The sequence below is a fragment of the Aliamphritea spongicola genome (assembly GCF_017051665.1).
Taxonomy (GTDB): Bacteria; Pseudomonadota; Gammaproteobacteria; order Pseudomonadales; family Balneatricaceae; genus Amphritea; species Amphritea spongicola.
This window is the reverse complement of sequence record NZ_JAFIDL010000007.1, coordinates 235,414-243,260: the sequence shown is the minus strand read 5'-3', so window position 1 is coordinate 243,260 and position 7,847 is coordinate 235,414. Positions and strand designations below refer to the sequence as shown.

Annotated in this window: 7 protein-coding genes; 4 read left to right on the top strand and 3 right to left on the bottom strand. The window is 50.3% G+C overall.

Annotated elements, in window-relative coordinates; genetic code table 11:
* The coding region (locus tag JYB63_RS18740) for a hypothetical protein (protein WP_205659442.1) at positions 1-197 on the top strand (197 nt) is incomplete at its 5' end.
* Positions 198-262: 65 nt separating this feature from the next.
* On the opposite strand, the gene tyrS is transcribed toward JYB63_RS18740, so the two are convergent.
* A complete protein-coding gene (tyrS, locus tag JYB63_RS18735) occupies positions 263-1,573 on the bottom strand; it encodes a tyrosine--tRNA ligase (RefSeq protein ID WP_205659441.1) in 1,311 nt (436 codons plus the stop codon).
* A gap of 219 nt (positions 1,574-1,792) precedes the next feature.
* Between tyrS and JYB63_RS18730 the strand changes: the two genes are divergently transcribed.
* A complete protein-coding gene (locus tag JYB63_RS18730; protein WP_205659440.1) occupies positions 1,793-3,226 on the top strand; it encodes an OapA family protein in 1,434 nt (477 codons plus the stop codon).
* 26 nt (positions 3,227-3,252) lie between these two features.
* Positions 3,253-4,362 (top strand): anhydro-N-acetylmuramic acid kinase, encoded by a 1,110-nt coding sequence (locus JYB63_RS18725; RefSeq protein WP_315982461.1) that lies wholly within the window; start codon positions 3,253-3,255, stop codon positions 4,360-4,362.
* Positions 4,363-4,428: 66 nt separating this feature from the next.
* Here the strand turns inward: JYB63_RS18725 and erpA are convergent, their stop codons facing one another.
* Both erpA and argC read right to left on the bottom strand, forming a co-directional pair.
* Positions 4,429-4,779: an iron-sulfur cluster insertion protein ErpA gene (gene erpA, locus JYB63_RS18720; RefSeq protein WP_205659439.1), complete on the bottom strand. Its 351-nt coding sequence runs from the start codon at positions 4,777-4,779 to the stop codon at positions 4,429-4,431.
* Positions 4,780-4,913: 134 nt separating this feature from the next.
* A complete protein-coding gene (gene argC / locus JYB63_RS18715; RefSeq protein WP_205659438.1) occupies positions 4,914-5,945 on the bottom strand; it encodes an N-acetyl-gamma-glutamyl-phosphate reductase in 1,032 nt (343 codons plus the stop codon).
* Positions 5,946-5,986: 41 nt separating this feature from the next.
* Here argC and JYB63_RS18710 point away from each other — a divergent pair, with 41 nt between their 5' ends.
* Positions 5,987-7,747: a chloride channel protein gene (locus JYB63_RS18710; RefSeq protein ID WP_243432064.1), complete on the top strand. Its 1,761-nt coding sequence runs from the start codon at positions 5,987-5,989 to the stop codon at positions 7,745-7,747.
* The last annotated feature ends 100 nt before the right edge of the window (positions 7,748-7,847 follow it).

Genomic DNA, 7,847 nt, shown 5'->3' with positions numbered 1-7,847 from the left:
AAACAAGTTGTTTTTCAGCGGGTTATTCTGACTCTCATCAAGTGCATTTTGCTGCGTTGCCGCGGCCCTGCGTCTCAATGTGGGGGCGTATTATAGGCACGCTGACCGAAGAGTCAACAGGCTTTTTAAAGAAAGCTGAAATTAGTTTTTGCGCTGCAACAACCACACTTGCGACGCTACTTTATACAGCTATATAACAGACATAAAAAACGCAGCCTTCGGCTGCGTTTTCTCATATTACTTACTGATGGTTTTGTTCAGATCAGTAGTAAAACAGGTGGTGCTTTTTCTTACCAACCTTAACCATAAAGAACTTGCCATGCATCGCATTAGCCTGACTGAAGATTTCTGCTGCATTCATATTCGCATCCATCCCCAGACCTTCACCGTTTACCAATACCGCATTACGTTGCAGTGCATCTTTAATCTGCTTACCGTTGCCCATATCAGCCTGCGACAGTATCTGAGTCAGTGGCTGTTCAAATACAGTATTGTCCGCAGCCATCATTTCCTCAAAAGAACTGGACGGCATGCCATCCTGAGCCAACTGTTCCAGATCATTAGCACTCAGGTCAGACAGATCACCACTGAACAGCGCATCCGTAATACGCTTAGCAGCAGTTAGGCCTGCTTCGCCGTGAACCAGACGGGTGACTTCTTCCGCCAGAATACCCTGTGCCTGTGGACGGCCCTGAGCGGCCGCATCTTCTGCTTCAATACGCTCAATCTCTTCAATAGACAGGAACGTGAAGTATTTCAGGAAGCGGTAAACATCAGCATCAGCTGTTTGCAGCCAGAACTGGTAGAACGCATACGGGGATGTTTTGTTAGCAGACAGCCAGATAGTGCCACTTTCAGTCTTACCGAACTTGGTTCCGTCTGACTTGGTAATCAGCGGCAGTGTCAGACCGTAAGCTTTATTACCGTTCATCCGGCGCGTCAGTTCGGTACCACCGGTGATATTACCCCACTGGTCTGAACCACCAATCTGCAATGTACAGTTGTGCGACTTATTTAACTGCTGGAAGTCATAGGACTGCAGAATCATGTAAGTGAACTCAGTAAAGGAAATACCTTCACCTTCACGGTCAATCCGCTGTTTAACAGACTCTTTGGCAATCATCTGGTTAACGGAGAAATGCTTACCGACATCCCGCAGGAATGTCAGGATGTCCATATCTTTAGTCCAGTCCAGGTTGTTTACAACTTCGGCTGGATTTTCTGCAGCATCAAAATCAACAAACTGGCTGACCTGAGCTTTCAGTTTTTCTACCCAGTTACCGACGGTCTGATCATCATTAAGCTTACGTTCCTGAGCCTTAAAGCTCGGATCACCGATCAAACCGGTTGCACCGCCTACCAGCGCTAACGGTTTATGACCTGCCTGCTGAAAACGCTTCAGCGCCAATAACGGTACCAGGCTGCCAATATGCAGGCTGTCTGCAGTCGGATCGAAGCCACAATAAAGCGTAACAGAACCTTCTGCCAGGTGTTTTTCCAGCTCTTCTTCACTGGTCATCTGCGCGATTAGGCCACGCGCATTCAGGTCCTGTAACAACGTTTTTTCTGTCATTGCCGCTTTCTTCCGGTTGCATTAGATAAAATTTAGGGCGGCTATTTTACCTCAGCTTTTGTTGCAGACAACTTAAATCCGGCTATTTATTCGCCAAAAACACGATAAAACGGTGAAATAAAGAACTTTTTCACCAATATGGAATCCCAGGTTTAGCCAACGGGCATTTCATTGGATATACTACCGGCAGACTGCGTTATATAAGGGGAGCACAGGACTTTGGGTACAGTTCGGCACATTGCTAAGTTTTTTCCGACGACACATCTGGCTGCTGTTGCCATTTGTACATTGGTAATCGGCACCACTCTTATTTTTTTACCTGAAAGCAATGCTCAACAAACGCAGACTTTGCCGGTTACTATCAATGAAGATACCGCCAGCACTGTTACCGATATTCTCGAAGAGAACGATATCGCGGTAACGACTGCCCAGACCGAATTACAACTGGCCCTCGCCGAAACCGCAGCAAAGCCCCCTGCTGCCGGTTCAGATAAGAAAGAAACAGAAGCCCCTCAGCCAGAACGCATGGTTGTTGAAGCAGTCCCCCTTGAAGATGAATGGCAGGATTTTAAAGTCAGCAATGGCGACAGCCTTTCCGGCATCTTTATTAAAGCAGGCCTGACAGCGACTGATGTTTACCGTGTTACCAATGCAGTCAAAGAAAGCAAAGCACTTTCACGCATTTATCCAGGTCAGACTCTGAGCTTCCTGATTAAAGATGATCAGCTGGTTCAGTTACGCCATATCAAAAGCCAGCTGGACACAGCCGTTATCACGAAAACTGAAGACGGCTATGTACTGGAAGAAGTAACACGTAAGCCTGAAACCCTGCAGCGCTTCGTGACCGGCACAATTAACAATTCACTGTTCCTTGATGCCCAGCAGGCTGGCCTGTCCAACCGGATGATCATGGAACTGGCCGCCATTTTCGGCTGGGATATCGATTTTGCTCTGGATATCCGTAAAGGTGATTCATTCAGTATTGTTTATGAAGAAAAGTTTCTCGACGGTAAGATGATCGGTGAAGGTAATATTCTTTCCGCTCAGTTCACTAACCGTGGCGACACCTTTACCGCTTTGCGCTTTACCGACAGCAAGGGCAAAAGCAGCTATTACACACCTGACGGCAAAAGCATGCGTAAAGCCTTTTTGCGTACGCCAATCGACTTTGCCCGTATCAGTTCCCGGTTTAACCTGAAACGAAAGCATCCGGTACTTAAAACCACCCGCCCTCACCGAGGGACTGATTACGCGGCGCGGACCGGTACTCCGATCAAGACATCCGGCGATGGCAAAATTATCTGGCGCGGTAAAAAAGGCGGTTACGGTAATACCATCATTGTCCAGCACGGTGGCAACATCACCACGCTGTACGCTCACATGTCCAAATTCAAAAAAGGACAAAAAGTAGGCAGCCGTGTTAAGCAGGGACAAATTATTGGCTATGTAGGTTCTACCGGTCTGTCTTCCGGTCCGCACCTGCACTATGAATTCCGCGTTAATGGCGTACACAAAAACTCTCAGACAGTGAAGCTGCCACAGGCCAATCCTGTACCTAAATCTGAGCGTAAACTGTTCGATGAGGTTTCAGCAGATGTGATTGCCAAGCTGGAAACCTACAAAGCTACCCAGTTGGCTTCGACCGCCAACTGAACACAGACTCACATTTTCAGGGATTAATGATGCCGGCATCCGTTTATATTGGTTTAATGTCCGGCACCAGCCTGGATGGAATTGATGCAGTTGCTGTGCGTTTTGAACCGCACTTCCAACTGATCGAAACCCATAGTGAAGCACTCCCTGAATCCCTTAATCAACGCATTCGCGGATTACTGGCTCCGGGCGATAATGAAATTGACCGGCTTGGCATGCTTGATTTAGAACTCGGTAAAGCCTTTGCCGATGCCAGCAATAATCTGCTCGCCAAATGCAGCCTGAGCAGTGCTGATATCCAAGCCATTGGCAGCCATGGCCAGACTATCCGCCATCGCCCTGAGCATAACTTCACTCTGCAAAGCGGTGACCCCAACACCATCGCTGAACACACCGGCATCATGACCGTTGCTGATTTTCGCCGCCGGGATATGGCCGCTGGCGGACAGGGTGCGCCACTGGTACCGGCCTTTCATAACGCCCTGTTCCGCAGCACTGAGACCAACCGGGTTATTGTGAATATCGGCGGCATGGCTAACCTGACAGTCTTACCTGCCAACGCAGATGCAGAGGTACTGGGTTACGATACCGGCCCCGGCAACGTATTAATGGACAGCTGGATTAATGAACATCAGCAGCTGAGTCATGACAAAGACGGTGACTGGGCAGCACAGGGAAGCGTGATACCCCAGCTACTGGAACAAATGCTGTCACTGCCGTTTTTCCATGAACCGGCCCCGAAAAGCACCGGACGCGAGCAGTTTAACCTGATCTGGATCCAGCGCATGCTGGTCTTGCTCGACCAGGCACCTAACAATACTGATGTGCAGACAACGCTGGCAGAGCTTACAGCCACCAGCATTGCGATGGCCATCAAGTCGCATCAACTGGATTCGGCAGAAGTCTACCTGTGCGGTGGCGGCAGCCACAACAAATACCTGCAGCAGCGAATTCAGACACTTCTGCCGGGCTACACCGTAGCAACAACTGCGGCACTGGATTTACATCCCGACTGGGTTGAAGCAGTCGCCTTTGCCTGGCTTGCGAAACAAACGCTGGATAACCTGCCAGGAAATATGCCTACTGTTACCGGTGCATCCGGCTTTCGAACACTGGGTGCCATTTATCCCGCTTAACCTGCACCTTCATTCAGGCATAAAAAAACCGCGAACAAGTCGCGGTTTTTTTAAGTAAATTGCGGATCAGATAGAGAAAGATGACCCGCAGCCACAGGTGGTTGTTGCATTTGGATTGTTAATCACAAACTGCGAACCAGCCAGGCCTTCCTTATAATCCACTTCAGCGCCCGCCAGATACTGGAAACTCATCGGATCTACAACCATGGTCACGCCATCGTTTTCAATCGCGGTGTCGTCTTCAGCCATTGCATCATCAAAGGTAAAACCATAGGAGAATCCGGCACAACCGCCACCGGTAATATATACACGCAGTTTCAGGTCGTCGTTCTGCTCTTCCTGAATAAGGCTCTTCACCTTAGCTGCAGCCGAATCAGTGAAAGCCATTGTTGGTTCCTGATACGTTGATTCTGACATAGCTACCCCACTTACATTCTTTCACAGGTCTGGCTCAAGACCCTGTTAATCTGGACGGCATTATCCGCTTAACCCAGTAAAGAGGTCAAGTATTTTCCCCGACCCCGTCACTGCTGGCATAATCCTGTCTTTTATTATGGCATCATTCCGACAGCACGCAGACCTTCGTCTTCTGCAATACCGCACATGATGTTCATATTCTGAATGGCCTGACCTGCCGCACCTTTTACCAGGTTATCAATTGCAGACAGAACCACCACAGTGTCATCGTTTTGCGGACGGAAAACACTGATCCGGCAGATATTGGCACCTTTCACACTGCGTGTTTCCGGGTGGCTTCCGGCAGGCATCACATCCACAAACGGCTCATTGGCATAACGCTCTTCAAACAGTTCCTGCAAGCCATCAACAGGATCTTTCAGTGCTCCGTAGAGGGTTGCATGAATGCCGCGGATCATTGGTGTCAGATGAGGCACAAAAGTCAGACCGACAGGGCGGCCAGCTGCTTCGCTCAGCCCCTGCTTAATTTCCGGCAGGTGACGGTGTCCGGAAACCCCATAAGCCTTCATGCTTTCACTGGTTTCACACAACAGGGCGCCAACATTTGCACCACGGCCAGCACCGCTGACACCGGATTTACAGTCAGCAATCAGACGGCGGTGATCAATCAGATTATTCTCAATCAACGGCAGGAAGCCCAGCTGAGCAGCCGTTGGGTAGCATCCCGGACAGGCAATCAGCTGTGCAGACTTAATCGCTTCACGGTTTATTTCAGGCAGGCCATAGACTGCCATCGCCGCTGCATCAGGAGACGTATGTTCCATACCGTACCACTGAGACCACAACTCCAGATCTTTAATCCGGAAGTCTGCCCCCAGGTCGATAACTTTAACGCCGTTTGCCACCAGCTCCGGCGCCATTTTCATCGCTACACCGTGTGGGGTGGCAAAAAATACCACATCACACTGACTCAAAGTGGACACATCAGGCACAGTGAATCGCAGGTCATAGTGCCCACGCAGGTTCGGGTACATATCGTCAATGCGTACACCTTCTTCAGATCGGGAAGTAATTACCTCAACCTTCGCCTGAGAATGGTTCGCCAATAACCTGAGCAACTCTACACCGGTGTAACCGGTGCCGCCGACAATACCTACTTTTACCACTTTAGCCTCACAATACACGTCACGGTTTGATACAGTGTTACATGATACAAATCCTCGCTGACCTTTACTATCGCAGAATGCTGAAAAACATTTTTTCCTTCGAACATTTTCGTCACCGTCTGGCTCATGCTGAAGCCCTCCCTCAACTTGTCCTTTTGGGGATCTTCTCCGGGCTGGTAACCGGCTTACTGATTCTGGCGTTTCGCCTGGTCATTGAACTGCCATTATCAGAATGGCTGCCGGGTGGAGACACTGAAAATTTTGAAGACCTGCCCCGCTGGATGCACTTCGCACTGCCCATTATCGGTTCAATTGTGCTCGCGGCTATTTTTTACAGACTGGCGCCGGCTACCCGAAAAGTCGGCATCGTGCATGTTATGGAACGTCTGACCTATCATCAGGGGCACCTTCCAGCGAAGAATATGTGGCTACAGTTTGTTTCAGCCGCGGTCGCTATTCTCAGCGGACATTCCGTGGGCCGGGAAGGACCTGCGGCGCATTTAGGTGCCGCCTGCAGCAGTCTGCTGGGGCAGGTACTGCACCTGCCGAATAATTCTCTGCGTTTACTGGTAGGCTGTGGCGTTGCCGCCGCGATTTCCGCCGCATTTAACACCCCTTTGGCAGGGGTTATATTTGCGATGGAAGTGATTCTGCTGGAATACACCGTCATCGGTTTCACTCCGGTACTGGTGGCATCAGTAACCGCTGCCCTGCTGGTACAGTCGGTATATGGGCACGATGCCGACTTTGATATACCGGCTCTGCAAATTCAGTCGCTGAATGAAATCCCGCTGGTGATTTTGCTGGGCTTTGTCATCGCACTGATAGCCGCAGGCTTTATGCGCCTGATGTTATACAGCCAGAAAAGTGCAAAGTGGCCAATGACTTACCGCTTACTGCTAGCCGGCCTGCTCACAGGCATTGCGGCGCTGTTCTATCCACAAGTCATGGGGATCGGCTATGACACCATCAGCGAGTCACTGCAGGGCAACTTCACCTTATCTCTCCTGATAGGCATGCTGGTTGCTAAGTGCTTACTGACTCCGGTTGTGTTGGGGCTGGGAATCCCCGGCGGTCTGATCGGTCCGACTTTTTATATCGGCGCACTGACCGGTGCTGCCTTTGCACTGCTTACCGCCGGCATGGCCGGGCCGGAACATTCGGAGGTAGGTCTGTACGCGATGCTCGGCATGGGTGCTATGATGGGAGCCGTACTGAACGCCCCGTTAGCAGCTCTGATTGCGTTACTGGAACTGACGGCCAACCCCAACATTATATTTCCCGGTATGCTGGCCATTGTTGTGGCCAGCACCACTGTCCGTTATGTGTTCAAACTGCCGTCTATATTTCTCGCTACACTGCAAAACCAGGGACTGGATTACCGGCATGAGCCCCTCAGCCAGGCACTCTCCCGAATTGGTGTCGCCAGCATGCTGCAAAGCACCGTCCAGCTATCATTCAATTGCAACCTGACAGCAGCCAAACATGCTTTACAGCAAGAGTCACAATGGCTGCTGCTCAGCAATAAAGAACCGGACAGCATTCTCCTGCCCGCCGACCTGGAAACCTTTATCAGCGAGCACCCGGAAGACGCAGAGCATGATATAGATCTGATGGAGATACCTGCACTTCGACGGGACGTCGCACCACTGAGTATCAAAGCAAGCCTGAAGGACGCTCTGGATAAAATGAATCACGATCAACTGGATGCGCTCTATGTCTGCCACCTGAATCAGCAAATCGCCGGCATCATCACCCGTGACCAGATCGAGCATCTTTATACTCAGAAGTTACACAACTGAGCCATCTTCTAACTATAACCTCAGCCCTTATAATGATGTTTAGCCGTTTCGACGGCTGAACATCAACGCTGAACTGAAGTATGATTTACCCCCGCTCCGG